Origin of the sequence: Haladaptatus sp. AB643 (genome assembly GCF_024136975.1) — an archaeon.
Classification (GTDB): Archaea; Halobacteriota; Halobacteria; order Halobacteriales; family Haladaptataceae; genus Haladaptatus.
In genome coordinates this window covers 373,763-398,742 of the sequence record NZ_JAMYJW010000004.1, presented here as the reverse complement: position 1 = coordinate 398,742, position 24,980 = coordinate 373,763, and the positions used below count along the sequence as shown (strand labels likewise).

Below are 24,980 nucleotides of genomic sequence, written 5' to 3'. Positions count from 1 at the left end.
GACCCGGTCGCTTCTCTTTGCTAGGGCATGTACTCTGTTGCCATGTGTCATATTGTCAAACGCAACGTTGGCAGAGACTTCGCGGCCATTTCGTTCGAGACCGATGGATAAATCGACCGTCCGTGCCGTTCTCGACACGCTCCCCGACGTTTTCTACGTTTTCGACGCAAACGGCAGGCTCGTCGAGTGGAACGACCGGCTGACGACCGTCACTGGCTACGACGACGACGAACTTCGGAGCATGGCTCCGCTGGATTTCATCCCGGAAGCGGACGCGGAGATGATCGCCGAGGCGATCGACATGGTGTTGTCGGGGACAAGCGCGGAGACGCGCCAGTCCGCACTCGTGACCAAGGACGGCGACCACGTTCCGTACGAGTTCAACGCGACGCGAATCACGACCGAGGACGGAACGGTTGCCGGATTCGCAGGGACGGGGAGAAACCTCTCCAAGCGACGGAAACGCGAGCGTGAACTCCGACAGCAGCGTGACGAACTGGAGACGCTGAACCGCATCAACGAACTCGTCCGCGAAGTCATTCACGAACTCGTCGACGCGGCGACGCGCGAGGAAATCGAGGAGGCGGTCTGCTCCCGGTTGGCCGATTCCGATCTCTATCGGTTCGCGTGGGTCGGCGAACACGATATCGTCGAGGACAGTATCATCTCCCGCGCACACGCTGGCGACGATGGAGCGTTCCACGAACTCGTGGGCGAGGTCGAAGCGACGAACAAAGTTTGGGAACGACCCGCGACGACGGCGTTTCGGACGGAACGACACGTCGTCGTCCGTGATTTTTCCGAGACCCCTGCCCTCACCGAACGCCTTCGAAAGGAAGGGAGGGAACAGGGACTTCGGTCCGGAATCGCCGTTCCGCTTTCGTACGGGGGGACGACCTACGGGGTGTTGGTCGTCTACGCGACGCGGGCGAACGCTTTCAGCGAGCGCGAGGCCGCCGGGTTCGATGTACTGGGCGAACTCGTCGGGTTCGCCATCAACGCCGCCGAGAGCAAGAAACTCCTCGCGACCGACAGACCGGTCGTGGAACTGGCGTTTCGTGTTACGGACGATGAAGCACTGCTGGTCGATCTCTCGCGCCGAATCGACTGCACGCTCGTCCTCGATGGTACCGTTCCGACATCCGACGGTCGCTACCTCTACTACGTCCGCGTCGAAGACGCATCGCCGGAGCAGGTGGCTGACACCGCCACGACGGTCCCGAAAATCGACGAGGCACGCATCGTCTGGGTGCACGACCACGAGGGACTGCTCGTGCTGACCGTTTCCTCGTCGTTGGTCGAGAGTTTCATCGAATCCAGTGCGAAGGTACAGACGGCACGCGCACACGACGGAAGGGAAGATATCGTCGTGGAAGTCCCGAAGGGAACCGATATTCGGGCGTTGATGTCGTCGATTCGCTCCTCGCATCCCGACACCGAACTCCTCGCGAAACACGATCTCGAACGAACCGAACGCTCCGAGCAGGATTTCAGGGACGCGCTCTCGACCGAGTTGACGACGAGACAGCGCTCGGCGTTTCGGGCCGCGTATCTGGCTGGCTATTACGACTGGCCGCGCGAGAGTACGGCCGAACAGATCGCAGAGTCGATGGGCATCGCACCCGCGACGCTCCACCAACATCTCCGAAAGGCCGAACGGAAACTCGCATCTTCGTTTTTCGACGAATCTCCGGACTGAACTCCGGACATCTATGCACGATATTGCGGTATGGTAACCACTCACACCCAACCAACGTACGTAGGTAGCGCGTACTTGTCCCCCAAGTACTAGTACACGGTTGATGATGGAGAGACACACGAAAACCGAGACATCGCCGAGAGAACGAACCGAACTATCGGCAGAGGTGCTGTTCGACGTGCTGAGCAGTTCCTACCGCCGATACGTCCTCTCGTATCTCGCAGATGCGACATCACCGACCGAGATCGGTGACCTCGCGTACCACGTCGCGGCGTGGGATGCGGATTCCAGCATCACCGAAATTCCGGACGACGACGCCGACGAGGCGGAGATTCTGCTGTATCACGTCCATCTGCCGAAACTCGCGGCCGCCGGTCTCGTCACGTACGACACCGAATCGGGAACCGTTTTTCCCGGTGAGTCAATGGATTCGGTGACGGAACGCATCAGCATCGTCGAGTAGAGTTTTTTAATTCCGTTCGGGCACAACCTCCGGACGAATGCGCGAGGCACATCCCATCGAGAGAGTGGTCGGCATGGAGTATTACGTCAGCGACGCGGACGGCGTGGGGGGAACGCTACGCGAGACGAACGAGGATTTCCGGGTGCGGGAAATCGAGCGGTTCGACGCGGAGCCGATGGACTCCGATACGGGGTCGTACCCGTATCTCGTCGTCCGTGCGACCCTGCACGGGTGGGACACGAACGATTTCGCCCGGAGTCTGTCCAGCGCGCTCGGTATCAGCCGGGAGCGCGTGTCGTGGGCCGGGACAAAGGATAAGCGCGCGGTGACGACCCAACTGTTCAGCCTCCGGAAAGTCGACCCGGGGGACCTCCCGGAGATGCGAGCCGCCGAACTGGAACCCGTCGGGCGAGCGGGCCGTGAACTCCTGTTCGGCGACCTCGTGGGCAACGAGTTCGAGATAACGGTTTCGAACCCAGACCGCCCGGAAAACGCGGACGACATCGCCGACCAACTGCGCGAGTTCGCCGGAGGCGAGGACTCCCTCGCCGTTCCCAACTTCTTCGGACAGCAGCGATTCGGAAGCCTGCGACCCATCACGCACGAGGTCGGCCTCCACGTCGTCCGCGAGGAGTGGGAGGACGCGGTAATGGCCTACGTCGGCAACCCGTTCGAGACGGAACCCGACGACACGCGCGAGGCCCGTCAGCGCGTCGAAGACCGCGCACCCGATTGGGACGCCGTCCTCGACGCCCTGCCGAACCGACTTGGGTTCGAGCGCTCGATGGCTCACCGACTCGTGGAAAACGGCGGAACGGACCCCGAGGATTTCCGGGACGCGCTCGAATCGCTCCCGACGAACCTTCAGCGGTTGCTCGTCAACGCCGCCCAGTCGTACGTGTTCAACCGCATCCTGAGCGAGCGGCTTCGGCGCGGGCTTCCGTTCGACAAACCGGTCGCGGGCGATGTGGTCTGTTTCGCCGAGGAGGTGGACGGCTTCACCGTTCCCGACATGGACCGCCAGCAGACCGTGAGCGAAAAGCGCGTTCGGACCATCGAACGCCACTGTCGGCGCGGGCGGGCGTTCGTCACCGCGCCGCTGGTCGGCACCGAGACGGAACTCGCCGAGGGGGAGCAGGGCGACATCGAACGCGAAATCCTCGACGACCTCGACCTCGAACCGCACGATTTCAACCTGCCCGGCGAGTTCCACTCGACCGGCACCCGCCGCGCGATACTGCTCGGATCCGAGTTCTCGCTTTCCCACGACCCGCTTTCGTTCGCATTCTCGCTTCCCTCGGGCTCGTATGCGACGGTCTTCTTACGCGAATTCCTGAAGGAGAACCCGCTGGAGATGGGATAGCGGGGCGGCCCCGGCCGCGTGTATAATCCTTCACCGTACTTCGCTCCACGGCTCCGAGGGCATATGGTGAACCCCGGCGTGACTCCATCGATGGCCGGTCGCAAGGGAAGGGTGATTTCGATACTGCTCGCCGCGGTCGTTTTCGTCTCGATGACGGTCACGCCCGTCCTCGCGGAGGGCGACGACGCGCCGATGGTGACCGGACTCCCCGCCGGAATCGTCTTCATCGCCGGAGCGGCGCTGTTGGTGTACAGCGTCGAGAAACTCATCGGGTTCCTCACCAAGGCCGCCGTCGGTCTCGACCTCTCCTTGTTCGTCCTCGCGATCCTCTTCACCGGCATCGAGTTCGACGACGTGGTTTTCGGGGTCGCGACCAACGTCGAGAACTTGGACGGCGTCGCGCTCGGTGTCGTGTTCGGCACCGCGCTGTCGCTGACCGGAATCACGCTCGCGCTGGCCGCCATCCTCACTCCCTTCGAGGTGGACGTTCCCCGCGACTACCTCGTCCTGTTCGCGCTGTCGCCGTTCGTGATGGTGCCGTTCGTGCTGTCCGGGAGCGTGACGCCCTCCGATGGCGTCGTCCTCATCGCCCTGTTCGTCCTCGTCTTCGGCTACATCGTGTACCGGGAATCGAGTCGCAACACTCCCGTCTTCCGGGATACGGAGGTACGGGAGATGCTGGACGGTGGTGTCGTCCGCCCCGCCGCCGACGACATTCCGTTCGTCCCCGACCGCGAACTTCCGGGAATCGCGTGGTTGGGTCTCTCGGTCGTGGCGCTCGTCGGTCTCGTCATCGGTGCCTCGGCCATGTCGATGGGGACGGAGGGAATCGTCACGACCTACGGCATCGAGGACACCGTGTTCGGTGCGACCGTCGCGACGGCCGTGTTGACCGTCGAGGACCTCTTTTTGACCATCGAACCCGTCCGGCGCGGCGCGCCAGAGATCGGCGTCGGCAACGTCGTCGGGAGCGTCCTCTTTTCGGTGACGGGGAAAATCGGGGTCATCGCGTTGGCGGGGAGCATCGGCATCGGGTCGTCCGTCCTCGTCTGGCACCTGCCCGTGTTCATCGTCGGGACCGTGCTCGCGGCGTACTTCATCCACACCGGTCGTCTCCGACCGTGGCAGGGGTACGTCCTGCTCGGCCTGTACGTCGCCTACTGGGTCGTCAGCTTCGTCGTCTTCGGGGGCGCGCCGATAGAAATGTAGACTCAGTTTCCTTTCGGAATCGTCCGTCCGAGCAGGAACGCGGGGATCAGGAAGTCGTTCGGTCCCCTGACGCGGGTAACCGATAGTGTGAGTGCGAGTACGACGGTGAACGCGAGGGGCGGAGCGCCGAGGGCCAACCGCCGGTGTCGACGAACCGCAGCGGCGTAGCCGACGCGATAGGAGGGCGAGCAGCGAGAGGAAGGAACCACGGGAGGTGACTATCCGGAAGCGCATACCCGAAGTTGTCTTCTATCCGATATTTATCTTTCTCTCATCGAACTCGATTCCGAAACGCCGACGTTAAACGCCGCGATTGGCAATGAACGCGCATGAACTGTCGGCAGTGTGCGTCCTCGCTCGAACGACCGGGCGACTACTGCCTGGTCTGCCGGACGCAGAACGCCGACTCCGTCGTCCTCACCGTCGCCCGCGACCACGCCGAACTCACGATGCTCCGAGACGAAACCGTCGTGGGGAAGACCGGCGTCCGGACCACGCCAGAGGACGGCGAAAACGAGGTCGTCGAACTCCGCAACTTCGCGGGGCGCATCGCCGACGAAGTCCGCCGGAAACACCCCGAGGAGGTGTACGCGGCGGGCGACCGCGACGTGATTCGGGCGATCCGGGCGAAACTCCACCACGACTTCTACCGCGTCGGCGACGAGGACCCGGTCGAGGAGGTGCTCGCTCGCCGAGGGGAGCGCTCGCTCGAAGTCGTGGACCTCGACCCGAGCGAGAAACTCGGCGGCTCACACACCACGCTCATCGGCAACCGCGACGGTATGCGGGTGATCCGGGAAGTCGCTTGCCACCCGCACGTCAAGAAGGTCATCCCCGGTCCCATCAGCGCCGGAGGGTCGAGTTCGGACTCCGGCGTCCGCGCCAAGGCGACCCGCGCCGACGAGAACGGCAACGTCCGCATCCTCCTCCGCGATGGCTCCAGCGTGCAGGAGAACCGCGTCGTCACTACCGCGATGGACCGCGAACTCGGCGAGCGGATTCGGGAGGATCTGAACGAGGCGCTACAGGAGAGCGGGTTTCAGTAGCCCGCGAATCGGATTTCGGTTTTCGTTCGACGCGTCCGTTGGTCGGTCTCGTACAACCTTGTCCAACCGGACGGCGCGTGCTGGCGGGACCGCGCAACCAACGGTCGGTTGGGTGGTACCGGGATACTGCGCGAGGGATGAACGAGGACGCGCCCGACAGGCGCGTCGGAGTGAATCGGCTGGGGAGGCGGGTGGTGCTGGCGGTTGCGATGCGGTGCGGTCTCATTGACGTCTGTACTTGCTGTCACGGCAAGACAAGAAGTGACTCATCGCGAGCGTGCAGCCGTAACTTTTGTAGTCGAATCCCCCGATTACACTCAATCACGCCCGTTTCTGACGAAGCCCCAGCCCTTTTGGGCCTGCGTAATTATATGTAATTACATGGCCTCACGCTACGACGCGATACTCACGGCTATTCCGACGCTATCGGGCGGTGGATACGTGGCTGGGCAGTTCACGTCGTTCCCGATGGCCATCCTCGGCCTGCTCGGGGCGCTGTTGGTCGTCGGGTACGCGTTGGCTCGCCCGCCGGTCTGAACTCAAAGGGTTTATCAGTCCTCTCGGGTTATTTCCCGGTACTATGGCCGAAGACTCTCGATCACGAACCGGCAGTGCCGGTCGGTTCGGGGCGCGATACGGTCGCGTCGCGCGCAAGCGCATCTCCGAAATCGAAGCGGACATGAACGAAAACCACACCTGCCCGGACTGCGGTAACGACACCGTGGACCGACAGGGGACGGGCATCTGGGAGTGCGGTCGGTGCGGCTACACGTTCGCCGGTGGTACCTACCGCCCGCAGACGCCCGCCGGACAGACCGTCAAGCGCTCCATCCGCGCCGCATTGGCTGACGACGAATAATGAGTTACAAGTGTTCGCGCTGCAAGCGGGATGTCGAACTGGACGAGTACGGCGGCGTCCGCTGTCCGTACTGTGGCCACCGCGTTCTGCTGAAGGAACGGAGCCGCGACGTCAAGGAAGTTCACGTCCGGTAACGCCCGTGTCTCACGACGCGTTTCTCGAATTCGATTACGACTCCGAGGAGCGTGCCGTCACGGTGTTCCGAAGCGTCGAGCAGGAGATCGGCGAGATCGACGACGAGCGCTCGCGGACGACCGTCGAACGGGACGGGAAAACGATGCTGGTTACCGTCGAAGCGGCGGACCTCGTCGCCCTCCGCGCGGCCCTGAACACGTGGCAGACGCTGATCGGGGTCGCCGAAGCAGTCGCCGGAACCGCGGACGGAACGGGTACCGAATCCGATCGTCAGATCAGCTGATTGTCAGTCTAGCTTTTTCGGATATGTTTTTTGCTGTATCGACGCATTTGTATTCATCGGGTTCCTTACGATAGCACCGTGTTCCGAAGTAGTCCGGGAACGAAGTGCGGTGTATCGTGGCGTCGAACCACCCCTACCGGGGGGCGATAGTCGTGTTCGACCGACTCAACCCATTCGGGAGTAAAAAGGATTCCACGGGTGGAACGGATTTCAAACGAGGCCACCGCATCGAGATCCGATGTCCCGAGACGATGACGCCGATCGCCACGGAGCACACCGACCCCGACGACTGGGATTCGAACGTTCCGGAGGGGGAGGGAGTTGCAACCTACGACTGCCCCGCGTGTGGCGGTCAGCACCGGTATCTCTGGGGGCCGCCGGTCCCGCTCTGTTTGGACGACGAGAACGACGACGACGAACTCGTCCTGTTCGAGGGCGAGTAGACGACGGTTCGAGAACGTCGCGTTTCAGTTTTCGTTCCACACACCACCCTTCGGCGTTCGCGTGAGCGTTCCGTCTTCTTCCCACGTCTCGATCACCTCGTCGAGACCTTCCCGATAGCTCCGATACCGCGGTCGCCAGTCGAACGTCTCCCGAAATCGCTCGTTGGTGGTCGGCATCGAAATCGTCAGCAACTGAACCGAATTCGTCCCGACGAGCGGGCGAGCGAGCCAGCCCGGTATCCGTCGCGGTGTCGGTGCTCCGAGTCGTTCTGCGAACGCGGTGAACAGCGTGGCGACCGTCACCGGTTCGTCGTCGGTGACGTGCCACAGGCCGCTCACGTCCGAGTCGGCCGCCGTGGCGAACGCCCGCGCCGCGTCTTCGACGTGGAGTATCGAGAGCGTCGCGTCCCGTCTACCGAGGAGTCCGCCGCCGAGAATCGGGAACTCCCCGTTCAGCAGTCCCGCTCCCATCTGCCGAGTGTGCGCCGAGTCGGCCGAGTAGAACCAGCCACAGCGGAGGATTCCGACCTCGAATCCGTACACCTCTCCACCTCGGCGAACGACGCGCTCCGCTTCGAGCGCGGAGCGCGTGACGCGGTCGGGATGCGGCGGCGAGTCCTCGTCGAATCGACCGCCGTAGGGTTGGCGGGCGACCCAGACGATACTCTGAAGCAGCAGGCGCTTCGCATCGATTTCGTCGGCGACCGCCACGAGATTTCGCGCCCCTTCGACGCGCACCAGATCGTTTCGCGTCCACTCCTCGTCGGCCGGTTTCAGACTCGTCGGAATAGCAGTCGCGACGTGAATCAGCACGTCACAGCCGTCGGCCGCCTCCACTAGCGATTCCCGGTCGAGAACGTCCCCACGTCGGGGCTCTCCACCGTTCTCCGCAACGAGTTCGTCGCCGCGCTCGTCCCGCGTGAGGCCGACGACGTGATGGTTCCGTGCCGAGAGTTCCGCGACGAGACGACGGCCGAGGACACCGGTCGCACCGGCGACGAAGACGTTCATACTCGATGTCACGACCGCCGCGACAATACGAATTTTGCCGCGTGTGTCGGATGGCTCTCCCGTTTCCGGACACGATCGTACTACGAAATATCTTCGACCGGTACTCGAACCGGGCGAAACCACGGCGGAGCGTGCCGGGCGTAACCCGTGCAAAGTCCTTCTGGCTCTCTCCGCGCGAGTAAAAGCGGGGCTTTTTCAGTCCAGACGACAAGGGACGGGTATGCAGGGTAATCTTCCACCGGAAGCACAGGAGAAGCTCGAACAGCTGCAGGACCTTCAGGATACGGCACAGCAGGTCGCCGTGCAGAAGAATCAGGCCGAAACACAGCTCACCGAATCGGAGAACGCGCTCGAAGAACTCGAAGACATCGACGAGGACGCGACGATGTTCCGCGAAGTCGGCGAACTGTTCGTCAAGACCGGCTACGACGAGGCTCAGGAGGACCTCGAAGACAAGGTCGACAGCCTCGAAATCCGCGTCGAGACGCTGAACAAGCAGGAAGAGCGTGTCCGAACCCAGTTCGAGAAACTGCAGGGCGAACTCCAAGAGATGCTCGGCGGCGGCGCGGGCGGCCCGTCCGGCCCGACCGGTCCCGGCGGCGCTGGCGGCGCGTAAGCGATGCCCAGCGACGAAGCGGTCGTCCAGACTGCCTCGGAAGCGGCCGAGGACCTCATATTCGAACGAATCAAGCAGTCGAACGTCAAGGATTTCGACGTGACGGTCACGTTCGAGGAGGGTATCCTCGAAGTGGACGTGTACGTCAACGCCCCGAACGCGAATCGGGACGAGGAGAAGGTGGCGAACGATGCCGCACTGGCCGCCCGCGCGGCGGTTGACGAACTGTTCGCCGAGGCGGAAGCCGAGGAATCGGCATAACGTCACTCTCTTGACTTGCTTATTCAAGCCGAAATATTATAATAGATAATGCAAAAGGGACACTGTGACGAGTCGCCAGTCACTGGCCTGCCCGGAGGGCGACCGCCGAAAACGGCGGAACCGGCGCGCTTTCCTCGCGCCGTGAGACAGCGCCCTCGGGGCTGACCCGCCCACCCGCCACCCATCGGGACAACCGATGACCGGGACACATTTCCCTCGGGCGAACCGGCAGCAATCGAGTGGCAAACGCCCTCCCATCCGGGAGACAGCGAGGACCGACACGACCGACTGCACGCCGGGACACGCCGAACATGGTGACCCGAAAACCCTCGGCGGAGACGCTGGGGGGGAGTAGGCTCGCGTTCGGACGCGATACGGGGATGGTACGGTTTTCGGGGAGTTAACGAGGATAGATTCACTGCTGTTTCGGCTTTTGGACCGTTTTCTGCACGACGGGAGTACAAAAAGTGACTACTCTGGCCCTGGCTTGAGGTTGCCGTGGGCGTGAAAGACGTCGTCCGGATCGTAGTCGGCTTTGACTTTCGCCAGTCGCGTTGCGTTCTCCCCGAACGGCACTTCCGAGGACTCCTCTTCGAGGCCGGGGAAGTTGACGTACTGGCCCCGGGCCTCGGGGAACTCCTCCATCTCGGCGACCGAGTCGCGCACCCATTCGATGACCGCCTCGGTCTGTCTGGGGTCGTCCCAGTTCGCTTCGAAGTTGAGTCCGTACGGCGCGTCGCGGTGGGCGAAGGCCGTTTCCGTCTCGCCGACGCGGGAGACCGCGCCGCCGCCCTGCCAGATGTCCACGGTCGAGAGCGACACCGGACACCGCTCGGCGCAGTCGACGACGGCGTCGATCACGTCGTCGTTCAACGCGTCCAGATACAGCGACTTCCAGTAGTAGTAGCGCCCGCTCGGATAGTCCTCGTCCAGCATCGTCTGGAGTTCGACGTAGGGAATCGTCCCGCTGAAATCCGCGACCGGTTCCGCGAACGCACGAACCGTTCGCAGTTCCTCCTCGCCCTTCTCCGGGGTTCCCGCGTAGCATCCGAGGACGGCGATGGCCGGGTCGCCCCACGACGCTTCGGGGAACTCGGGCAGTTCCGGAACCCACGCGTAGAACGGGAGCAGGCTCACCTCGTCGGGAGCGTCCGGCGCGTATTCGCGGAACGAACGGAGGACGTCGGGTGCCTCCACACCGTCGAACCAGACGAAGCACATGGCGACGTCCGGACCCACCGGATGGCAGTCGTACTCGAACGCCGTGACGACGCCGAAATTGCCCCCGCCGCCGCGGAGCGCCCAGAACAGTTCCTCGTGGGAGTCCTCGCTCGCCGTGAGGAACTCCCCGTCTGCGGTCACCACGTCGGCGGAAACGAGGTTGTCACACGAGAGGCCGTACTTCCGCCGGAGGTGTCCCATCCCGCCGCCGAGGGTCAATCCCGCGATTCCGGTATCCGAGACGACGCCGCCCGGAACCGCCAGCCCGAACGCTTGCGTCTCGTGGTCGACGTCCCCCCACGTCGCCCCGGCACCGACGCGAACGCGTCCCGCTTCGGGCGTGACGTGCACCCAATTCATCGGTTCGAGGTCGATGACGAGGCCGTCGTCGACCACCGCCCGCCCGGCGACGCCGTGACCGCCGCCGCGTACCGCAATCGGATAGTCGTGGTCGCGGGCGAAGTTCACGGCTGCCCGAACGTCCGCGACGCCCTCACAGCGAGCCACCATCGCCGGACGCTTGTTTATCATCCCGTTCCAGACCCGGCGAGCGTCGTCGTACACCGGTTCGTCGTCCGGCGTGACGATGTCGCCTTTGAACTCCGCTCGAAGCGTTTCCACTTCGATTTCGGCTGTTTCGGTCGCCATTTTTCCTCCCCCAATCCGAGTAGGCGAGCGGCGTCGATAAATGCGACTGCAATCGTTCGCGATTCTCAGGCGAGGAAGAAGACGAGAACGGCGATGGCCGTCACGGCGAGGATGACCGCCCCGGCCAGCGCCGCACCCATGGCGATGACGGCGTTGGCGTGGCTGGCCAGCGTCTCGGTGCGGTCGTTGCCAAAGACGGTGACCTCCGCGTACTCGCTCTCCATTCCGGCCTCGACGGGTTCGAGGTCGGCAGTGGCGTCATCGACCAATCGCGTGATAAGCGAGATGAGTTCGTCGTGGTCGATTGCGCCGCCGACCTGATTCGAGGACTCGACCATGTTCACGATGTGCGTGTCCGTGGTCATTACTTCCACCTCGTCCGCCTCCACGGTTTTCACGATTCTGTCACGGAGGCCGGGTTCCATGTTGTTGCCGTCCACGAGGACGTAGGCCGTCCGCTGGTCCGCAACGTCGAGTACGGCGACGCGGACGCCGAGCGGGCCGATACCGTCCGCGGGCAGCCACTCCGTTTCGTCCCATGCGACTCCGAGTTTTGGACGGCCACGTTTCGTCATCCCGAGTTCCTTCGCCGTTCCTTTCGCGGCCTGAATCATGTGGAACGAGCGCTCGCTGCCGGGGTAGATGTGGCCGATGTCCTCACCTTGGAGCCCGTTGTTGCAGTTGTGGGCGTCCACCAGCATCACGTCGTCCAACCCGCTCGACCGGGCTTCGGCGGCGGCGGCGAGACCGACCGCGTACTCCACGTCGTCGGCGTACTCCGGGGAGTAGGTAGCCACGAGGAGCGCGTCGTCGCCGAACGCCTGTCCGAGGAGTTTGGCGTCACCTTCCTGCGTTCGAACGCTCCGACTGGCGTCGTCGCTGTACTCGATCCGTTCGTAGGCTTCCTGAGCCGTTTCGAGGAGGGTATCGACCTCGCGCTCGGTGACGAGGTTGAAATCGTGTCCGGCGGTGGCGTGCGGCGGGAACGCGAGTCCCTCCGACTGGGCGGCGACGCGGCGGGGGAGGTTGCCGCCGCCGATTTCGCCCATCGGACCCGGGTGAATCATCGGGAGGACGAACCGTGCCTTCTCGCTGCCGCCTTCCCGACGAAAGGAGAGGACGGTGACGGGGACGACGGCTTGTTGTCCCATCTGCTCGAAGAAGTCCTCCAGTTCGCGGGTCCCCTCCGCGATGTGACCGATGAATCCCCGAAGGAAGTCGAGCGCGCTGACCCCGAGACTGCGCCGCCACGGGCGGTCGATGACGACGAGAAAGCCGTACACCGCGAGGGCGTACATCCCGCTGATGATCCCGAGCACGATGAAATCACGCGGCGTGATGATACCGAGTGCGGCCGGTGCCTTGTCCCCCCGTGCGAGGAATTTCTGCACCAGCGGTCCGCCGACTTCGAAGACGCGAATCGTCTCGCTGTAGATGAAAAAGAGGACTGCGGCGGTGCCGGTCTGGATCCCGGCGGGAATCAGGGAGACCAGAAACGACGTGCGTGAGACGGCCATCACGATGAGCAACCGAAACGCGAAGACGGACGCGAGGCTGAAGAGGAGCACGTCGAAGACGAACTGCTGATCCAGTTTCGTGAGCGCGGCGATGATACCCGCTATCGACAGGACGGCGACGACGATGATCTCACACGTCAGCGCGAGCAGCGACGACCGATTGTAGGTCAACTGACCGCTCAGGCGGCGGTCCACCGGCGTCGTGAAGACGCTCGCGATGACCGTCGGCACCCCGATGAAGAAGATGCCTTCCCACGCGTCCTGCAGGATATACTGGGAATCGAATGCCCCGACACCCGCAATCGCGGCGATGAGGAGCGCAAACGCGATGCTCGCGTACCACCGCGGGGCACGGAAGATGTACCGGGACAGACTCGCCAGGTCGCTCTGGGTCGCTGTCATTGGCGAAAAGCTACGCCGCGAAGAGTTAAAGGATGCTACTCGCAGAGATCCTGGAAGTTTTCGAACACTTCCTCGCCCTCTTCGGTGTGTGCGACCTCGGGATGCCACTGCACGCCGTACAGGTCGCGGTCGGTGTCGCTCATCGACTCGATACCGCACACGTCGCTGGTGCCGGTGCGCTCGAAGCCGGTTGGAACCCGCTTCACTTCGTCGGCGTGGCTGGCCCACACGCGGGTTTCCGGCGCGAGCGATCCGACGAGCGGGTCGTCCTCGTCGTCGATTTCGACGGTCACGTCGGCGTAGCCACCGTACTCTCCCTCGCCTACTTCGCCGTCGAGAACGTGTGCAATCACTTGCATGCCCAAGCAGATGCCGAGCACCGGAATATCTAGTTCGAGGTATTCCGCGCAGTTTCCGATGTCGTCCATCGACGGGCCGCCCGAGAGGACGAGGCCGTCCGCGTCGATCTCCTCCGGCGGCGTATCGTTGTCGATGAGTTCGGTGTCGATTCCCATGTCACGGAGCGCCCGGTGTTCGAGGTGGGTGAACTGTCCGTGGTTGTCCACGACGAAGATTTTCGTCATTGGCGGGCGATATGGAGGGCGCGAATAAAAACGCCTCGTCACCGTCGCGACGCGACGGCATCGATTCCTGTTAGCGACGGATCACGATCGCCGCACCGAGGAGGACGAGTGCGGCGATGAGACCGCTCACACCGGGATGTTTGAACACGATGTTCGGTCCCGGCAACGTGTTGTCGTCGGTCGCGCTGTGTGTCGTCCCGCTCGGCTTCGAGTGTGTGGTCGTCTGCTGCGTCGTCGTCTGCTGCTGCGTCGTCGGGGTTTGCACGACGAGCGTTCCCGCCTTCACGCCGTTGACGGCAACCTCCTGTTTCCCGGACGAGGTCGCTTTGTAGCTGTAGGTGACTTTCTTCGTCGCCCCTGCTCCGACCTGCACCCGTTTTCTGTCACCGACGGAGTCACCGACCGCGAGGACGGTCGGGATCTCCCCGGCACCGTCGCCCGTGTTTTTGAGCGTCGCGGTGACCGTCACGGTGTCCCCCTTCGAGACCTGTTGTTTGTCGAGCGACGCGCCCGTGACCCGGATGTTCGACTTCGTTTTCTTCACGGTCACGGGAACCGTCGTACCGGCGTGGCGGCCGTTGTTATCCTCGACCGTCACGTGAGCGATGTAGTTTCCGGGGGTTTCGTAGACGTGTGTGGTCGTGGGACGGGTCGTCGTCTGATCGACCGTTCCGTCGTTGTCGAAGTCCCAGTGGTACTTCGTCGGCGAGCCACCCGAATCGCTCGTTTGACTCGCGTCGAAGGAGACGGGATTTCCGGCACCGGCCGTTCCGCTGACGCCCACGACGGGGTTGAGCGACTCACCACATGTTCCAGCGTGGATGCTCACGGGTTCGTCCATATCGAGTTGTTTCGAATCGGGGTTCGAAACGCTGCCCGTGAGGAAGGACCACGACGTGACGTTCTCGTGCGCTTCCGAGGGGTTGTACAGTGCCGCGTCCCGGTTCCACGAGGGCGTGACGGTGATGTTCGAGTCACCCGGCAGACCGCGGAAGACGCCGCCGTCGGTGCGCGACCCGGCCCACATCCAGTCCAACTCGTTGCGGGACCACTTGTCGTCCCGGTGCGGGTACGTATCGTCCATCAGCACCCACTTGCCCGAACTCGGCAGGCCGCTGAATTTGAACGTCACCGTGCTGATCGGGAGGCTGCCGCCGGTCCGGCTTTTGTTCATCCGATCGTGAATCATCACGAGACTCATCACGCCGCTCGGGGCCTGATAGAGGAACATCGTGCTCCCGTTCTCGTGCGTGACGGATTTCGTCCCGAAGGAGCCGTAGGCCCAACTGCTCTTGTTCGTGTACGGGGACTCGTAATCGTAGAAGTCGACGACGTTCTTGCTGCCGTGAATCGGCGACACCTGCGTACACGATCCGCCCTGCTCGACGGCGTAGGTGCTGTGATGATTCGTCGGGGCGTCGGGGAGGGGGCCGTTGGGAATTCCCGGTGGGGGGAGCGCGACGGCGGTCCCGACCGAGCAGAGGACGAGGAGGGCGATAAGCACGGGGCGAAGCTTCATTGCACCGGTCGCCTCCGAATGCGATACTGCGTCTGTGTGGCTGGATACGTCATAATCACGATTCTCCGATAGCACGCGTTGTACGTGCTCTACCGGTTTCCGAGACAGTCGTGATTGCCTTTGTTATGGGCCACCTGCGGGCCGCTTAGGCCGTTCCTTCGGCGAAACCCGCGTTTTGGGATCGAGGCCGGTGACCCGTCTCGCGAAGGGAATCGCGACGGCGAGCCACACCGTGTAGTACTATCGTTCCGCCAACAGCGCGGGCAGGTCATCGACGGAGTCGATGACCGCCGCCGCTCCCGCCGATTCGTACTTTCGACGCCCGGACTCGCCGGTCAATCCGCCGGTCAGCACGCCGACGCCGAAGTACTCGCGGTCGTGGTCGGCTTCCGCGGCGTTCACGGCTGTCTGGATGTCGTCCAGGGTATCGCCGACGAAGGCGACCCGCTCGGCGTCGAATCGCTCGGCGAGGGTCACCAGCGCGTGCGGGTGCGGTTTGCCCTGCTCCCAGTCGTCCATCGTGAACCGGCGGTCGTCCGAAACGTCCAGCCCGACGCGTTCGAGGGCGATGTCCGCCTCGGCACTCGGCCTGCCCGTCACGACGCCGACGGGATAGTTCTCGGTGAGCGTCTCGACCGTCTCGGCCGAGATGAGGACGGGTTCGTCGTTGATGTACCCTCGCGTGTCCAGCGTCGGGTCGTCCCCTTCGAAGTCGGCGTACAGGTCCGCGCCGAGGTACAGTTGCTGGAACACCTCGCGGAGCGTTTCGGGGTCCCATTCGGTGCGCACTCGGTCGTGGGCGTCCTCGGGCAGTTCCTCCTCGACCACCCGTTCTGCGGCGTCGAGTCCGCCCCCGTTCGCGGCGATTCGGTCGGTGAACTCCTCGATGGAGTCATCGAGGCGCTCACGGGATGCGAGGACGTACAGCGCCACCGCGTAGGTGAGTTCCCAGTCGTTGTTGAATCCCGATGCGTCCTTGAACGACTGGATGGCGTCCTTGGGAACCGTTTCGTCGTAGACCCGCTCGACGGATTCGAGTATCGCCCGCCGGTAGGAGTTCGCCACGTCCACGAGCACCCCGTCGATATCCAGCACGACAGCGTCGGCGTTCATACCATCGCGTTCGTCCGCGGCGATAAGGATGTGCCGAATCGAGGGAGAACCCATCGTCGGTCATCACCCGCGGTAACACGTGTCTGCCGAACCGACTATGGTCGTTCGCTCTCATGGTCCGTGCATGGATCACGACGAACTCCAGCGACTTTACGGGAGCGACGAATTTTATTGGGGGACCGATCCCAACGGGTTGGCGGAGACGGTACTGGAGTTCGCACCCGAACGAAAGGCACCCGCAGCGGTCGATATCGGAAGCGGCGAGGGTCGGGACGCGGTGTATCTCGCCGAACAGGGATACGGCGTTCTCGCGGTCGATCCCGTACCGAACGGGCTACGAAAGGCCGAACGACTCGCCGAGGAGCGCGACGTCCACATTCAGACCCGCACGGCCGACATCAACGACCTCGATTTCCCCGCGATGGACGTCGTCTACTCCTGCGGTGCGCTCCAGTATCTTCGCCCGGACAACCGCGAATCGCAGTTCGAGCGGTTCAAAACCGCGACCACGGACGGCGGGATACACGTCCTGTTCGCGTTCGTGGACCACCCCGAGATTCCGACCGCACCCGACTGGGGTGACAACGAGTTCTTTTACGAACAGGGCGAACTCGGGAGCTACTACGACGACTGGGACCTGTTGGCGGAAGACGAGTTCGTCTTCGACGACGAGTCCGGCGGGGAACCCCACCAGCACGCCGCCGAGACTATCGTCGTGGCGAAACCCGAAGCGTAGACGGTCGTCGTTCGTCCCTTCGAACGTCTTTTAGACGAAGGCTCTTCGAATGCGTTTCAGCCGACTGGTCAATATGTCTGCACGGTGTCAAGGAATCGACTAAATTCCCGCCCTCTCTCCGAGTGCAGATGGAACGATACACCCTCCGAGCCATCGGCATGAGTTGCAAGAAGCTGTGAAAACATCGTCCGAAGCGAGGTGACGGGACCACGTGGCGTGAGCAGCGTTGATCCGGACGCACAAGCCAACGAAGTCGTCATTCAGGGTGAACCCGCGACGGAATCCCGCGTTCGACAGGCCATCACCGAAATCGGCTACGACGTGGCGGAGTAAGCGCCAGGAACGAAGAACGGAAATTTTCATCCTTCACTCGCGCGCCCAGAACAGCGTCTCGCCCGGAATCGTCTCCCGTCGAACCGGCACGGACGGCCCGTCGCCGCCGAGGGTCGTGAAGACGAAATCGGCGTCACACTCCTTCGCGACGGCGAGCGCGGGTCGGTGGAGTTCCGGCGGCAAGTTCCGGGCGTACAGCAGGTCGGCCCCCGAATACACTTCCAGTTTCGGCTTCGTCACGTCGTCCAGATGAAATCCGACGCCGTCGGGTACTCTCCGTGGGACGATATCGGTCGCGGTGACGGCGACACCGGCCGCCGCGAGTTCGCCCGCGACGTCCGGTCGATTGCCGATTCCGATCTCGACGGCGCGCTGATAGTTGGCGAGCCGCATAACGATTTCGTCACGGGGTTTCGGGTCCACGGCGGGATGTTTATGCATCGTCCGCCCATAGAAGTTGCCATGTTGATTGACATCGTCCCCGTGGGGGACGTCACGGGGCGGGTCAAACGCGAGGCTTCAGCGGCCCTTCGGACGATTTACGATTGCGACGTGATGGTGCACGAGCGACAGGAAATACCCTCCGGGACCCACGACCCGAACCGCGACCAGTATCGCGCCGAGGGGTTCATCGAGCTAGCCAGTCGTATCGGGACTGGTGAGAAAAACATCGCCATCACGCCGGAGGATCTCTTCTATCGTCGCCGGAACTACGTATTCGGCCTCGCGTATCTCGACGGACGCGGCAGCGTCATCTCCACCTATCGACTGGAACCCACGAAGGACGGTCTCTCCTCCGACGGCGGCATCACGACCAAACCGACCGAGGAGGTGTTCTCCGACCGTGTTCGAAAGGAAGTCGTCCACGAGATCGGCCACACCCTCGGTCTCGAACACTGCGACAACAACCGCTGTGTGATGAACTTCTCCCCGACCGTCCGCGAAGTGGACGTCAAAGAGGAGAACCTCTGCGGTACCTGTCAGCGTCAAGTGCTCTGAAGGAACTCTCGATCCCGTTTTTGGGTCCGGTAAACGATCTTGATCTCGATCCGCTAGCGTAAGCGTTCGATGACGGCCCCGACGAGCGCCAACAGGCCGAAGAGCATCGTGACCAACTGCTGTGCGAGGTCGTTCGGCAGGACGTACTTCGCCATCGCGACGCCCCAATCGACCCGTTCGTTCACCACGGACGCTCCCTCGGTGCGATTCGGAATCCCGAGTTGACTGGCCGTCGGGCCGTTGCTTCCCTCGCCCGGCACTCGATCCGCCTCGTAGGGAAGCGACCCGGTTTTGATGGCCCAGACGACCTTCCCGTTTTGGTCGATTTCCACGACGCGGTCGTTGTACGAGTCGGTGATGAGCGTGTGGCCGTTCGGCAGTCGGTCGGCGTCACGGGGCCAGTCGAACATGCCGCTCCCTCCGTACGTCCAAGTGGTCGTGTTGTTTCGAATCTCGACCACGCGGTCGTGTTCGCTGTCGGCTACGAGCAGGGTGTCGTTGGCCAGCGTGTCGGGGTTGTGCTGTTCGTAGAGGATTTTCCCGGATTTCGAGTACGAATTCGGCCCAACCACGGGGGTGACAGTGACCGATCCGTTCTCCTGCACGTGCAGGTCCGCGACCGTATCGAAGTTGCGGAGGCTGATTCGGAAGACGCCCGGTCGGATTCGGTCCACGTCGTTGACGTGCGTCCAGTCGCCCTCCTTGTCCATCCCCTTCGGGAATTCGTAGGTGTCGGTGGCGTTCCACTGCCAGACGATCTGTTTGTCGCGGTTCACGGCGAACACGCGGTTGTTGCCCATATCGACCATCACCCAGCGGTCCTCGCCGTCGACGACGTAGTGGTCGGCGTCGTGGAGTTCGTGGTGTTGGAGTTTGGCGTCGTACCACGAATAGTTCCACAGGGTCTTTTTCGTGCTCTTCTCCACGATTCGGAGGGAATCACGAACGCAGTTTTCGTACCCGTCGTTCCGGTACTTCGCGGGACAGCTTTCGTCGGGAATCTCTTCGGCGGTCGCGATTTGCACTCGGTTCGGTCCGAGCGCTTCGATGTCGAACACGTCGTCCGCTTTCGTGTACTGCCAGACGATCTTTCCTGCGGGGTTGACCTCGATGGCGCGTCCTTCGTGTTGGTAGCCCTGCAACGCGATGTAGGTGTTGTTGGCCGGGCGCTGCTGATCGACGGTCAGGTGGGGGCCGTCGGGTGCGGTGAGCGCCCCGACTCCTGCGGTGGCGAACAGAACGACCGTGAGGGCGGCGAACAACTTTGCGCGGTTGTCCGAGAGAGAAAGCCACGAGGAGAGCGTGGAAATCACTACTCCTCCCTACGCAGACGGGGGAAAAAGGGATTCGGTTTCGGGTCAGTTCGTCGCGGAATCCAACAGTTTGGTTACCTTGTCCGTCTTGAGAGCGGCGACCGTTTGGCCGTCGATGATCAACATCGGCGTGCTGTTGACGCCCGCTTTCTGGGCCGCCGTATCGGTCTTCTGTAGCTCCGATTTGTACTTGTTCGACTCTATCTGCGATTTGATCTCGTCCCGGTGTTTCACGCCCGCTTTCTTCATGAACGAGAGCAGTTTGTCCGTCGTCGCCCACTGCTTCTGTTCGGAAGGCTGGTTGGAGAACACCTGCTCGTAGTACTTCCAGAACGACTGCGGATCGACGTTCCACACCGCGAGTCCCGCTTCGGAGGCGCGTGGCGCGTCCGCCCCCAGGAACGGTTGGCCGTTGTAGTACGCGAGCGACCGAAATTCGAGGTCGATCTTCCCCGGTTCGACGTAGTCGGACATCACCGTATGCAGAAAGCCCGTGCTGAACTGCGCGCAGTACGGACACTTCCAGTTGCTGAAGTACTGCACCGTCGTATCGGCGTTGCCCGTTCCCGCGATCGCGTACGTGTGTTTGCCCGGATTATCGGGAATCGGGGCGTCCGCGATGTTGTAGTCGCTATTCGAATCGCCGCTCTTACCGAGACCGAGACACCCGCCGAGGGCGGCTACGCCGGTTACGCCGGTTGCCTGGAGAAGTCGTCGCCGTGAGAGACCCATTTTCGTACCCTTCGGACTTCTGGATTGAGTACCTTTCGTCTGTTCTCGGGGGATGGGTCCCGTCGCTCTGCGTCGGGTCGTTTGTCACCAGTCGCACGGAGCGACCGCCGCTGATGCGGATCGAAAACGCGTGAGATGAGAAAAACGCGACTCTAGCTGTAGTAGTACTCGCCCTCGTTCTTCTGTTGGCGGTCGAGCTGGCTGCCGGGTTTGTTGATGCGCGGGCGACCCACGTTCTCGTCGCGGCGGAACGTGATGTCGAGGTTGGCGAGGAAGTCGTTCATGCCGTCGCGCATTCCCTTTGGGCGTCCGGCGTGACCGTGTTCGGCGGGTTCGCCGTCGAACACCATCAGGCGGTCCGAGAGCAGGTCGATCATATACGTGTCGTGGTCGATGACCAGCACGGTGGCGTCCTGAATCTCGGCGTAGCGGCGGATGGCGCGCGTCGCGCGGACGCGCTGTTCGACGTCGAGGTACGCCGACGGCTCGTCCAGCAGGTAGAGATCGGCGGGTTTCGACAGACAGGCCGCGATGGCGACTCGCTGACGCTCGCCGCCGGAGAGGTCGGTCAGGTCCTGCTCCATGATGCGTTCGAGTTGGAGCGGTTGGGAGATTTCCGTGTCCCAGTAGGAGGTCCCCATGTCGTCGGTCAGCGACGACAGGAAGACGTCCACGCGCATCGGTTGGTCGATCTCGATGTACTGGGGTTTGTACGAGATGTCCAGCGCGAAGTCAACGTCGCCCTCGTCCGGTTCGAGCCGTCCGGCGAGCAGTCGCGCGAACGTCGATTTCCCGATGCCGTTCGGACCGACGATGCCCAACACTTCGTTCTCGTAGATCGTTCCGCCCTCCACGTCGAGCGAGAACTCGCCCTCGCCGTACGATTTTCTGAGGTCCGGGTACTCCACGAGCGGGTCGGCGGTGACCGTCTCGCGCGGGGCGTGTGCGTCGAACTCGATGGCGTTCGGGCGGATCCGCATGTTCTCGTTGTTGAGATAGCCCTTGAGGTACTCGTTGATGCCGTTGCGGACCGATTTCGGCGTCGTGATGACACCGTACGCGCCGGGTTCGCCGTACGCGACGTGGAGGTTGTCGGCCACCAAGTCGAGGATGGCGAGGTCGTGTTCGACCACGAGCATGGAGCGACCCTGCTCGTTCGCCATCTCCTGGAGCAGGCGGGCGACCGTGACGCGCTGGCTGATGTCGAGATACGGCGTGATTTCGTCGAGGAAGTAGAAGTCCGCGTCCCGAGCGAGTGCCGCCGTCAGGGCGACGCGCTGGAGTTCACCGCCGGACAGGCTGTCGATGTCCTGTTCCATGACGTGCTCGATTTCGAGCCGTTCGAGCAGGTCGTCCAGCACGCCGCGCTCGTCGGTTCGGGTGAGCAACTCGGCGGTGCTCCCGTCGAATCGGTCCGGGATCTTATCGACGTACTGCGGTTTGCGGGCGACGGTCACGTCGCCGTCTCGCACATCGCCGAGGTAGTCCTGTAGTTCCGTCCCGCGATAGCGTTCGAGGATGGTGTCCCATCCCGGTGGGTCGTCGAACTGGCCGAGGTTCGGCGCGAGTTCGCCCGCCAGAATCTTCACTGCGGTCGTTTTCCCGCTCCCGTTCGGACCGAGAATACCCGTGACCTGCCCTTCCTGTGGAACCGGCAGTCCGTAGAGCGAAAAGGCGTTTTCCCCGTAGCGGTGGACGGGGTCCTCCTGCAGTTCGCTCGGCAGGTTGATGATCTCGATGGCGTCGAACGGACACTTCTCGACACAGATACCGCACGTCTCGCCGAGACAGATCTCCTCGCTGATGTGGACCTGGTCGGGCTGTCCTTCGGTCGTGTCCTCGCCGCGGAGCGTGATGCACTCCTTTCCCGTCCGGTTCGGCGGGCAGAAGTTCTTACACTCGTAGTTGCAACGGTCGGGTGAGCACCGCTCAAGGTCCACGACCGCGATACTGTCGTCTGCCATTCTCAGATCCTCACTTGGTTAATCAGGAGAATTCCCCACGTAATGAACCAGAGCGAGAACGTCATGAACGCCACGAAGAGCGCGTCTTTCACACCATCCAGTTCGTAACCGATGAGATACAGCAGTGGCAGTTGCACCACCACGAACGCGAGCATAATGACCAATCCCATCTGATCCTTCGCCGCTGGGGGGGTGGTCCCCGCCACCATGGCGGAGGCCACTCCGGCGATGATTCCTGCAATCGACGCGAGCGACGTAATAGTAATACTACGGAGATGGGACGCCCGTTGCTCAGATGCCTTTTCAGTCGCCATGCGTGGCAATCGGGTATCCTACCTCAAAAGATGTTCGCTTGTCCATACCCTCCGCCGCTTCCCCGAGACGGTTCCGTCGCGCGGGAAAACGTCGTTTCGTCGGGATGTCGAAATGGGACGAAGTCCTCAGGGAAACGACCCGAATACAGACGGTGGATGACTTTTAGGATGTGTATGTGAATCAGTATCAATGCCGACGCTGCGCTGTCGGCGAAAACGCTTCGAGACCCGTTTCGTCCCCCGAAAACGACTGTCGTAGTGGCTACGCGTGTCCTTTCCGTGTCACTCCGTCTCAATAGTTTTATGGCGATGGGGTGTTTCGATTCGTAACGATGATGAGCCAAACTGAACGGGAGGAAATTGACGACCTACCACCCAGTGCGAAATTAGTTTTCAAAGTTCTCGAATACAACGGGTCGCTGACGCAGAAACAGATCGTGGACGAATCGATGCTGTCCGCACGGACGGTTCGCTACGCGCTCGAACGACTCGAAGACATCGGCGTCGTGGACGAAGACATCTACTTCGCCGATGCCCGACAGAACCTCTACGAGATTAACGTCCCGACCGAGGCGGAGACGGACCAGTCCGTCGACGCCCAGTGTGCCGAATAACTCCGCTCATCTCTCCCAATTTTCGTCTTTCCTTTTGCCGACGGCGATGCTTCGATTCGCTCGCCGCTACCCGCATCCATTAGTTCTCACGCACGAACGACACGGTATGAACGTGTTCATTATCGGCGGTACCGGACTCATCAGCACCGGCATCGTCACGCAACTCGTCGCGGACGACCGGTCCGTGACGGTCTTCACGCGCGGGAACCACGACGGCGAACTGCCGGGGACCGTGACGCACGTACAGGGGGACCGACACGACACGGACGCCCTCGAAGCGGCGGTCGCGGACGCCGACCCGGACGCGCTGGTCGACATGGTCTGTTTCTCGCCCGAGACGGCGCGGGAGACCGTCGATGCGGTCGCGCCCCACGTCGACCAGTACGTCTTCTGTAGCACCGTCGATGTCTACCACCGCCCGCCGGAGCGCAACCCGATCACCGAGGATGCCGCCAGACACCCGAACGTGAGCGACTACGGCCGCAACAAGGCCGACGCCGAGGACGTGTTCATGGGCGCTCACGAGGACGGGAAGTTCGAAACGACCGTCATCCGCCCGTGGAGCACCTACGGCGAGGGCGGCGGCGTCCTCCATTCGTTCGGCGACGACACGTACTACCTCGACCGCCTTCGGGCGGGGAAACCCATCATCGTCCACGGCGACGGCACCTCGATTTGGGGGCCGTGCCACCGCGACGACGTGGCCCGCGCGTTCGTGAACGCCATCGGCAACGAGGCCGCGTACGGCGAGGCCTACCACGTCACCAGCGAGGAGTTCATCACGTGGAACCAGTACCACCGCCGCGTCGCCAGCGCCATCGGCGCGCCCGAACCGGAACTCGTCCACATCCCGACCGACGTGCTCACGTCGGTCGTCCCGGAGCGGACCGGCATGCTCCGCGACCACTTCCAGTTCGCCACGACGTTCGACAACAGCAAGGCGAAACGCGATCTGGACCACGAGTACACGGTCGACTTCGAGACCGGCGTCGCCCGGACCGTCGAGTGGTTGGAGGAGAACGACGAGATAGACGACTGGGACGAAGAACCGTTCGAGGACGCGCTCATCGAGGAGTGGCGCGTGGCGACCTCGGACGTGGTCGCAGAGCTAGCGGAGTATCGGTAAAACGGATAAAATCCGGGTCCCTGAATCGATCACGACTAAAAACAGAGGTGCACAGACGAACGATCACTCGCCTTCTTCGACTTCGAAGATTTCGTCGGCGACGAGTCCGTGTGCCTCCCGGTGAACCTTCTCGCCCGCTTCTTTGTTCGGTGCCTCGAAGAGGCAGAAGACCACTCCCTCGTCCTCGCCTGCCCAATAGGTCTTGTACTCCACGCCGTGTTCTTCCTGGGTCTCGATGTCCTGCTCGTGTGCCCTCGCCACGTCTTCGGCGGTCCCTTCTACCCCCCGGTGTACGTCCATGTATAGTGGCATGGCAGCTTGTATCTAGCACACACACCAGAATAAATATTTTTGATTGATACGTTTACTGATGGACGATAGCTACTCGAACGGGTATTCTTGAGATAGCACCACGACGGCTCGTGAAGATTGCGTAAATCGACGCGGATGGCTGATT

General features: G+C 62.6%; 29 protein-coding genes. 16 read left to right on the top strand and 13 right to left on the bottom strand.

Annotated elements, in window-relative coordinates; translation table 11 throughout:
- Positions 1–103: 103 nt before the first annotated feature.
- The 4 genes from NKF25_RS11315 to NKF25_RS11300 all read left to right on the top strand — a co-directional run bounded on the left by NKF25_RS11315 (position 104) and on the right by NKF25_RS11300 (position 4,734).
- Complete coding sequence (locus NKF25_RS11315) at positions 104–1,699, top strand: bacterio-opsin activator domain-containing protein (RefSeq protein WP_253226766.1); 1,596 nt, start codon at positions 104–106, stop codon at positions 1,697–1,699.
- Between the two features lie 103 nt (positions 1,700–1,802).
- Positions 1,803–2,162 carry a hypothetical protein gene (locus tag NKF25_RS11310; RefSeq protein ID WP_253226765.1) on the top strand — a complete coding sequence of 120 codons (360 nt, stop codon included), beginning with the start codon at positions 1,803–1,805 and terminating at the stop codon, positions 2,160–2,162.
- A 37-nt stretch (positions 2,163–2,199) separates the two neighbouring features.
- Positions 2,200–3,525 (top strand): tRNA pseudouridine(13) synthase TruD, encoded by a 1,326-nt coding sequence (gene truD, locus NKF25_RS11305; RefSeq protein WP_253226764.1) that lies wholly within the window; start codon positions 2,200–2,202, stop codon positions 3,523–3,525.
- A gap of 63 nt (positions 3,526–3,588) precedes the next feature.
- Complete coding sequence (locus tag NKF25_RS11300) at positions 3,589–4,734, top strand: sodium:proton exchanger (protein WP_253226763.1); 1,146 nt, start codon at positions 3,589–3,591, stop codon at positions 4,732–4,734.
- A gap of 2 nt (positions 4,735–4,736) precedes the next feature.
- On the opposite strand, the gene NKF25_RS11295 is transcribed toward NKF25_RS11300, so the two are convergent.
- Positions 4,737–4,943, bottom strand: coding sequence for a hypothetical protein (locus tag NKF25_RS11295; RefSeq protein WP_253226762.1), 207 nt, complete (start codon positions 4,941–4,943; stop codon positions 4,737–4,739).
- Between the two features lie 120 nt (positions 4,944–5,063).
- On the opposite strand from NKF25_RS11295, the gene NKF25_RS11290 reads away from it, so the two are divergent.
- The 6 genes from NKF25_RS11290 (at position 5,064) to NKF25_RS11265 (ending at position 7,500) form a co-directional block, all read left to right on the top strand.
- Positions 5,064–5,780, top strand: a complete 717-nt coding sequence (locus NKF25_RS11290) for a DUF2103 domain-containing protein (RefSeq protein ID WP_253226761.1) — start codon at positions 5,064–5,066, stop codon at positions 5,778–5,780.
- Positions 5,781–6,161: 381 nt separating this feature from the next.
- On the top strand, positions 6,162–6,317 hold the full coding sequence (locus NKF25_RS11285; RefSeq protein ID WP_190303757.1) for a hypothetical protein: 156 nt from the start codon (positions 6,162–6,164) through the stop codon (positions 6,315–6,317).
- 43 nt (positions 6,318–6,360) lie between these two features.
- Positions 6,361–6,639: a 50S ribosomal protein L37ae gene (locus NKF25_RS11280; RefSeq protein ID WP_253226760.1), complete on the top strand. Its 279-nt coding sequence runs from the start codon at positions 6,361–6,363 to the stop codon at positions 6,637–6,639.
- Positions 6,639–6,773, top strand: a complete 135-nt coding sequence (locus NKF25_RS11275) for a DNA-directed RNA polymerase subunit P (RefSeq protein WP_066144577.1) — start codon at positions 6,639–6,641, stop codon at positions 6,771–6,773. Before NKF25_RS11280 ends, NKF25_RS11275 begins: the two co-directional genes overlap by 1 nt.
- Before the next feature lie 5 nt (positions 6,774–6,778).
- The gene (locus tag NKF25_RS11270) at positions 6,779–7,057 is read left to right on the top strand and encodes a KEOPS complex subunit Pcc1 (protein WP_253226759.1); all 279 of its coding nucleotides are present in this window, start codon (positions 6,779–6,781) and stop codon (positions 7,055–7,057) included.
- Positions 7,058–7,308: 251 nt separating this feature from the next.
- Positions 7,309–7,500: a hypothetical protein gene (locus NKF25_RS11265; protein WP_253226758.1), complete on the top strand. Its 192-nt coding sequence runs from the start codon at positions 7,309–7,311 to the stop codon at positions 7,498–7,500.
- A gap of 24 nt (positions 7,501–7,524) precedes the next feature.
- Here the strand turns inward: NKF25_RS11265 and NKF25_RS11260 are convergent, their stop codons facing one another.
- Positions 7,525–8,511, bottom strand: coding sequence for an NAD-dependent epimerase/dehydratase family protein (locus NKF25_RS11260; RefSeq protein ID WP_253226757.1), 987 nt, complete (start codon positions 8,509–8,511; stop codon positions 7,525–7,527).
- 220 nt (positions 8,512–8,731) lie between these two features.
- Here NKF25_RS11260 and NKF25_RS11255 point away from each other — a divergent pair, with 220 nt between their 5' ends.
- Both NKF25_RS11255 and NKF25_RS11250 read left to right on the top strand, forming a co-directional pair.
- Positions 8,732–9,127, top strand: coding sequence for a prefoldin subunit beta (locus tag NKF25_RS11255; protein WP_066144567.1), 396 nt, complete (start codon positions 8,732–8,734; stop codon positions 9,125–9,127).
- Positions 9,128–9,130: 3 nt separating this feature from the next.
- Positions 9,131–9,388, top strand: a complete 258-nt coding sequence (locus NKF25_RS11250; protein ID WP_253226756.1) for a DUF3194 domain-containing protein — start codon at positions 9,131–9,133, stop codon at positions 9,386–9,388.
- A gap of 471 nt (positions 9,389–9,859) precedes the next feature.
- Here NKF25_RS11250 and NKF25_RS11245 read toward each other — a convergent pair whose 3' ends face one another.
- From NKF25_RS11245 to NKF25_RS11225, 5 genes are all read right to left on the bottom strand, one after another.
- On the bottom strand, positions 9,860–11,257 hold the full coding sequence (locus NKF25_RS11245) for an FAD-binding oxidoreductase (RefSeq protein WP_253226755.1): 1,398 nt from the start codon (positions 11,255–11,257) through the stop codon (positions 9,860–9,862).
- A 65-nt stretch (positions 11,258–11,322) separates the two neighbouring features.
- Positions 11,323–13,176 (bottom strand): DUF2070 family protein, encoded by a 1,854-nt coding sequence (locus tag NKF25_RS11240; RefSeq protein WP_253226754.1) that lies wholly within the window; start codon positions 13,174–13,176, stop codon positions 11,323–11,325.
- Between the two features lie 35 nt (positions 13,177–13,211).
- Positions 13,212–13,760, bottom strand: a complete 549-nt coding sequence (locus tag NKF25_RS11235; RefSeq protein WP_253226753.1) for a GMP synthase subunit A — start codon at positions 13,758–13,760, stop codon at positions 13,212–13,214.
- A 70-nt stretch (positions 13,761–13,830) separates the two neighbouring features.
- Positions 13,831–15,279, bottom strand: coding sequence for a PKD domain-containing protein (locus NKF25_RS11230; protein WP_253226752.1), 1,449 nt, complete (start codon positions 15,277–15,279; stop codon positions 13,831–13,833).
- A gap of 240 nt (positions 15,280–15,519) precedes the next feature.
- Positions 15,520–16,392 carry a TIGR01548 family HAD-type hydrolase gene (locus tag NKF25_RS11225; protein WP_253226802.1) on the bottom strand — a complete coding sequence of 291 codons (873 nt, stop codon included), beginning with the start codon at positions 16,390–16,392 and terminating at the stop codon, positions 15,520–15,522.
- A 124-nt stretch (positions 16,393–16,516) separates the two neighbouring features.
- Between NKF25_RS11225 and NKF25_RS11220 the strand changes: the two genes are divergently transcribed.
- Positions 16,517–17,128, top strand: coding sequence for a methyltransferase domain-containing protein (locus NKF25_RS11220; protein WP_253226751.1), 612 nt, complete (start codon positions 16,517–16,519; stop codon positions 17,126–17,128).
- A gap of 366 nt (positions 17,129–17,494) precedes the next feature.
- On the opposite strand, the gene NKF25_RS11215 is transcribed toward NKF25_RS11220, so the two are convergent.
- Positions 17,495–17,902, bottom strand: coding sequence for a UPF0146 family protein (locus NKF25_RS11215; RefSeq protein WP_253226750.1), 408 nt, complete (start codon positions 17,900–17,902; stop codon positions 17,495–17,497).
- A 21-nt stretch (positions 17,903–17,923) separates the two neighbouring features.
- Between NKF25_RS11215 and NKF25_RS11210 the strand changes: the two genes are divergently transcribed.
- The gene (locus NKF25_RS11210; protein WP_066144548.1) at positions 17,924–18,460 is read left to right on the top strand and encodes an archaemetzincin family Zn-dependent metalloprotease; all 537 of its coding nucleotides are present in this window, start codon (positions 17,924–17,926) and stop codon (positions 18,458–18,460) included.
- A 53-nt stretch (positions 18,461–18,513) separates the two neighbouring features.
- Here NKF25_RS11210 and NKF25_RS11205 read toward each other — a convergent pair whose 3' ends face one another.
- The 4 genes from NKF25_RS11205 to NKF25_RS11190 form a co-directional block, all read right to left on the bottom strand.
- The gene (locus NKF25_RS11205) at positions 18,514–19,773 is read right to left on the bottom strand and encodes a hypothetical protein (protein ID WP_253226749.1); all 1,260 of its coding nucleotides are present in this window, start codon (positions 19,771–19,773) and stop codon (positions 18,514–18,516) included.
- 45 nt (positions 19,774–19,818) lie between these two features.
- A complete protein-coding gene (locus NKF25_RS11200) occupies positions 19,819–20,505 on the bottom strand; it encodes a thioredoxin domain-containing protein (RefSeq protein ID WP_253226748.1) in 687 nt (228 codons plus the stop codon).
- Positions 20,506–20,657: 152 nt separating this feature from the next.
- On the bottom strand, positions 20,658–22,469 hold the full coding sequence (locus NKF25_RS11195; RefSeq protein ID WP_253226747.1) for a ribosome biogenesis/translation initiation ATPase RLI: 1,812 nt from the start codon (positions 22,467–22,469) through the stop codon (positions 20,658–20,660).
- A 2-nt stretch (positions 22,470–22,471) separates the two neighbouring features.
- Positions 22,472–22,783 carry a hypothetical protein gene (locus NKF25_RS11190; protein WP_253226746.1) on the bottom strand — a complete coding sequence of 104 codons (312 nt, stop codon included), beginning with the start codon at positions 22,781–22,783 and terminating at the stop codon, positions 22,472–22,474.
- 335 nt (positions 22,784–23,118) lie between these two features.
- On the opposite strand from NKF25_RS11190, the gene NKF25_RS11185 reads away from it, so the two are divergent.
- Both NKF25_RS11185 and NKF25_RS11180 read left to right on the top strand, forming a co-directional pair.
- On the top strand, positions 23,119–23,397 hold the full coding sequence (locus NKF25_RS11185) for a helix-turn-helix domain-containing protein (RefSeq protein WP_253226801.1): 279 nt from the start codon (positions 23,119–23,121) through the stop codon (positions 23,395–23,397).
- A gap of 106 nt (positions 23,398–23,503) precedes the next feature.
- A complete protein-coding gene (locus tag NKF25_RS11180) occupies positions 23,504–24,523 on the top strand; it encodes an NAD-dependent epimerase/dehydratase family protein (RefSeq protein ID WP_253226745.1) in 1,020 nt (339 codons plus the stop codon).
- A 63-nt stretch (positions 24,524–24,586) separates the two neighbouring features.
- Here the strand turns inward: NKF25_RS11180 and NKF25_RS11175 are convergent, their stop codons facing one another.
- Positions 24,587–24,835, bottom strand: coding sequence for a DUF4242 domain-containing protein (locus NKF25_RS11175; RefSeq protein WP_150123107.1), 249 nt, complete (start codon positions 24,833–24,835; stop codon positions 24,587–24,589).
- Positions 24,836–24,980: the final 145 nt, after the last annotated feature.

What these genes read in the sequence shown, in the direction of transcription:
- NKF25_RS11195 (WP_253226747.1), bottom strand. Translation starts at nt 22,469, where the DNA reads ATGGCAGACGACAGTATCGCGGTCGTGGACCTTGAGCGGTGCTCACCC.
- NKF25_RS11275 (WP_066144577.1), top strand. Translation starts at nt 6,639, where the DNA reads ATGAGTTACAAGTGTTCGCGCTGCAAGCGGGATGTCGAACTGGACGAG.
- NKF25_RS11310 (WP_253226765.1), top strand. Translation starts at nt 1,803, where the DNA reads ATGATGGAGAGACACACGAAAACCGAGACATCGCCGAGAGAACGAACC.
- NKF25_RS11280 (WP_253226760.1), top strand. Translation starts at nt 6,361, where the DNA reads ATGGCCGAAGACTCTCGATCACGAACCGGCAGTGCCGGTCGGTTCGGG.
- NKF25_RS11215 (WP_253226750.1), bottom strand. Translation starts at nt 17,902, where the DNA reads ATGCATAAACATCCCGCCGTGGACCCGAAACCCCGTGACGAAATCGTT.
- NKF25_RS11190 (WP_253226746.1), bottom strand. Translation starts at nt 22,783, where the DNA reads ATGGCGACTGAAAAGGCATCTGAGCAACGGGCGTCCCATCTCCGTAGT.
- NKF25_RS11240 (WP_253226754.1), bottom strand. Translation starts at nt 13,176, where the DNA reads ATGACAGCGACCCAGAGCGACCTGGCGAGTCTGTCCCGGTACATCTTC.
- NKF25_RS11245 (WP_253226755.1), bottom strand. Translation starts at nt 11,257, where the DNA reads ATGGCGACCGAAACAGCCGAAATCGAAGTGGAAACGCTTCGAGCGGAG.
- NKF25_RS11235 (WP_253226753.1), bottom strand. Translation starts at nt 13,760, where the DNA reads ATGACGAAAATCTTCGTCGTGGACAACCACGGACAGTTCACCCACCTC.
- NKF25_RS11185 (WP_253226801.1), top strand. Translation starts at nt 23,119, where the DNA reads ATGAGCCAAACTGAACGGGAGGAAATTGACGACCTACCACCCAGTGCG.
- NKF25_RS11250 (WP_253226756.1), top strand. Translation starts at nt 9,131, where the DNA reads ATGCCCAGCGACGAAGCGGTCGTCCAGACTGCCTCGGAAGCGGCCGAG.
- NKF25_RS11300 (WP_253226763.1), top strand. Translation starts at nt 3,589, where the DNA reads ATGGTGAACCCCGGCGTGACTCCATCGATGGCCGGTCGCAAGGGAAGG.
- NKF25_RS11255 (WP_066144567.1), top strand. Translation starts at nt 8,732, where the DNA reads ATGCAGGGTAATCTTCCACCGGAAGCACAGGAGAAGCTCGAACAGCTG.
- NKF25_RS11225 (WP_253226802.1), bottom strand. Translation starts at nt 16,392, where the DNA reads ATGAACGCCGACGCTGTCGTGCTGGATATCGACGGGGTGCTCGTGGAC.
- NKF25_RS11210 (WP_066144548.1), top strand. Translation starts at nt 17,924, where the DNA reads ATGTTGATTGACATCGTCCCCGTGGGGGACGTCACGGGGCGGGTCAAA.
- truD (WP_253226764.1), top strand. Translation starts at nt 2,200, where the DNA reads ATGCGCGAGGCACATCCCATCGAGAGAGTGGTCGGCATGGAGTATTAC.
- NKF25_RS11285 (WP_190303757.1), top strand. Translation starts at nt 6,162, where the DNA reads ATGGCCTCACGCTACGACGCGATACTCACGGCTATTCCGACGCTATCG.
- NKF25_RS11290 (WP_253226761.1), top strand. Translation starts at nt 5,064, where the DNA reads ATGAACTGTCGGCAGTGTGCGTCCTCGCTCGAACGACCGGGCGACTAC.
- NKF25_RS11265 (WP_253226758.1), top strand. Translation starts at nt 7,309, where the DNA reads ATGACGCCGATCGCCACGGAGCACACCGACCCCGACGACTGGGATTCG.
- NKF25_RS11230 (WP_253226752.1), bottom strand. Translation starts at nt 15,279, where the DNA reads ATGAAGCTTCGCCCCGTGCTTATCGCCCTCCTCGTCCTCTGCTCGGTC.
- NKF25_RS11315 (WP_253226766.1), top strand. Translation starts at nt 104, where the DNA reads ATGGATAAATCGACCGTCCGTGCCGTTCTCGACACGCTCCCCGACGTT.
- NKF25_RS11260 (WP_253226757.1), bottom strand. Translation starts at nt 8,511, where the DNA reads ATGAACGTCTTCGTCGCCGGTGCGACCGGTGTCCTCGGCCGTCGTCTC.
- NKF25_RS11200 (WP_253226748.1), bottom strand. Translation starts at nt 20,505, where the DNA reads ATGGGTCTCTCACGGCGACGACTTCTCCAGGCAACCGGCGTAACCGGC.
- NKF25_RS11175 (WP_150123107.1), bottom strand. Translation starts at nt 24,835, where the DNA reads ATGCCACTATACATGGACGTACACCGGGGGGTAGAAGGGACCGCCGAA.
- NKF25_RS11180 (WP_253226745.1), top strand. Translation starts at nt 23,504, where the DNA reads ATGAACGTGTTCATTATCGGCGGTACCGGACTCATCAGCACCGGCATC.
- NKF25_RS11220 (WP_253226751.1), top strand. Translation starts at nt 16,517, where the DNA reads ATGGATCACGACGAACTCCAGCGACTTTACGGGAGCGACGAATTTTAT.